This window comes from Sphaerochaeta sp. (assembly GCF_050178175.1).
GTDB lineage: Bacteria > Spirochaetota > Spirochaetia > Sphaerochaetales > Sphaerochaetaceae > Sphaerochaeta.
Window position 1 is genome coordinate 1 of the sequence record NZ_JBFXGH010000197.1, and the last position, 2,675, is coordinate 2,675.

The 2,675-nt window shown below is 44.3% G+C and carries 4 protein-coding genes; 2 read left to right on the top strand and 2 right to left on the bottom strand.

Annotation, left to right across the window (positions count from 1 at the left end):
• Positions 1-738: FGGY family carbohydrate kinase (locus tag AB7S66_RS12485; RefSeq protein ID WP_428520489.1), on the bottom strand; the 738-nt coding region annotated here is incomplete at its 3' end.
• A 22-nt stretch (positions 739-760) separates the two neighbouring features.
• Entirely contained in the window at positions 761-1,372 is a 612-nt protein-coding gene (locus tag AB7S66_RS12490) for a TetR/AcrR family transcriptional regulator (protein WP_428520491.1), read from the bottom strand.
• A gap of 237 nt (positions 1,373-1,609) precedes the next feature.
• On the opposite strand from AB7S66_RS12490, the gene AB7S66_RS12495 reads away from it, so the two are divergent.
• The gene (locus AB7S66_RS12495; protein WP_428520493.1) at positions 1,610-2,041 is read left to right on the top strand and encodes a hypothetical protein; all 432 of its coding nucleotides are present in this window, start codon (positions 1,610-1,612) and stop codon (positions 2,039-2,041) included.
• Positions 2,042-2,119: 78 nt separating this feature from the next.
• Positions 2,120-2,533, top strand: a complete 414-nt coding sequence (locus AB7S66_RS12500; RefSeq protein ID WP_428520495.1) for a NifB/NifX family molybdenum-iron cluster-binding protein — start codon at positions 2,120-2,122, stop codon at positions 2,531-2,533.
• Positions 2,534-2,675 lie beyond the last annotated feature (142 nt).

The following is a 2,675-nucleotide window of genomic DNA, read 5'->3' on the forward strand; positions in this document are numbered from 1 at the left end:
GTCTGCATATAAACCCCGATACCCAGCTTCAGTCTCTGTAAGCATCACGGCCTGTTCCGTGGATTGCATGATCTTAGGCAAATGGGCTGGGTCAACATCAAGCATTCTGCACATAACAGGACTCCAGACTCTTTTCTTTGCATCAAACAATAATGTGGCGAACGCTGAGTCTTCAGTCATGATGAACGAACCGGTCAGCTTCGCTATCAGGTACTTCTTCACATCAAGCCACTTGTAGATACAGGGGAAAGCGTCAGGTTCATGGTTTCTTACCCAATGATATTTCCAAACTGGATCTTTTACACTGGTAGCAACCGCCTTTGTGATAGAGAGGGAGAGAAGGAGCTTCCAGATGTTCGCACCCTCGATTTGCATACCGTGAGCCAGTCCTTCCTTCAATTCCTTGGTTGCTCGTTGGTCAAGATAACTGAATGCATTCCTGATTGGTTTCCCTTCCCTGTCAACAAGTACCAACCCTTGCATCTGGGAACAGAAGGAGATTCCCTTGATGTCAGCAGGATTGACTGCAGTCATAGAAAGGACATCCCCTGTCGTGGTGACCATTGCCTTCCACCAATCCTCAGGATCCTGCTCTGCACCGCCACCCTCAAAGAGATACAATGGGTACTTGGCAAGTGCAGAGGCAACAAGCTCCAAGTGGCCACCAGCTGAAAAAAGACAGGTCTTCATTCCCGTAGTACCAACATCGTAGGCGAGAAGGTATTGTTTACTGTCCATGGCCACTCCTTTTTCAGGGATATCAGGTTTTCAATGCAGAGGAGATGAAGCTAACCATTTGATCAAGGACAAACGTGTCCTGATTCTCTATATCATTGCCCAAGAAGATCCTGAATCGTTGTTGGTAATACTCACTTGAGTATGAGAACTGAAGGGATATGAAGAGATTGTCCATGAGAAAGGCTGTCATCGCAGGATCGATATCCCTTTTGATCTCACCTGTTCTCTGGCCTTCCTTGACCAACTCAGTGTACATCTCGGCGGCGATGGATTCAATCTCATAGGAAAGTTTTTTGACAAGTTCACTGTAGAGACGTAGAAGTTCTTGCTGCTCCCTACTTGATTTCTGGATTGCTTTGATCAAATCCCTGCACTTCTCTTCAAAGGATTGCTCTGAAGGCACGATTGTCTTCAGCACCTGGGTACCTTGATGGATGGTCACAAGGAAAAGGTCTTGCTTCGACCCAAAATACTTGTATAACGACCCAATGCTTATCCCTACTTTCTCGGCAATGACATTGATGTTTGCATGCTCAAACCCCTGGTTTGCATACTCTCTGGTAGCAGTTTGGATGATCATGAGTTTCTTTTCATCAGAGAAATTGTCGAATGTAGCCTTGGTAAGTTTCCTCATTGTTTCTCCTATGTAATATCCTCTACCTACCCCCCGTATCAGTGAGTAAGTACGGTACTTCCTTTAGTCAAAAAAACTTATTATTGTAAAATAGCAAGTTACATTCTTTGCTATTCATCAGGAATACACTTAAATAGCCTTATCTATCGATACCCAAGGACCTTGTCCCCTTTACGGTTCTGTTCCTTGAGGCTACACTGTCAGAGATGGTAGGTAATTACCATAAGGAGTAAGAACATGGCAAAGGACCCAAAGACAACGCTTGGGGTACTCGCATCGACAAGGATTCAGCAACTGCTGATTGCTCTCTTGTTCATTGCAATGGGTATGATGGGGTTCGCATCTGCCTCAGGTGCTGGAAGCCAGCTCTCTCGAGAACTTTCCAATATGTTTGGTGGGGACCGGGAACTCCTACTCTACATTCTCTCTGCGCTTGAACTATTGTGCGGGATCTTCCTCGTTGTACAATTCTTCATGAATGGAGTCGCGGATAAGTTCGGCAAGCTTGCTCTGACCATCATCCTGGTTTTCTGGCTTGTCTTGATCGTCATACTCGATATCCTGACCATCGACTTTGGAGGTTTCCATGGATCTGACTGGTTCTCATGGATCGAACAAGTCGTACTTCACCTCATCGTATTGGCAAGCATAGTGCAATTGCAAAAATGATTTTTGGTATTTCTGCTCTTGCATGATTGACTCATTGTATTCATTATCCTAGTGTAATAATACAGCTAGGAGTCAACTATGCAGACTATAAGGATGGCAATCGCTACAGACGATGGAAACACGTGCATTGAGCGCCACTTTGGTGACGCTCAATATTATTATCTTTACGATATCGATGATCATGGGGTCCATTTCATAGATACCTTGAAAAATACCGTGGATATTGAAGAACAAGAGAGTACTCATGGCGATCCTCGAAAAGCATCAGGAATCGGTGGATTGTTGAAGAAATTCCAAGTAAATACTGCTGTATCCAAGGTCTTTGGACCAAACATCAAGAGGTTGCAAAAACAGTATGCATGCATCCTTGTTGCAGCTGATGATATTCCTGTCGTGCTTGAGATCCTTGTTCAAGAGAAAGAACGAATTATCACAGAGCTGGAGAAAGGTGAAAACAGAAGCCCTGTTGATCTGAGAAAAATAGATAGATGATTACGATTGATACCATATAATTGCTTCAATCGTCCTCTCTCAGTAAACAGAACATACTGACCATCGTTGATGTTGATTATTCACACGGATGTATGCGGTGTGCATAGCCGGTCTTGCTGCAGAGGGACTACTCCATAAGGTA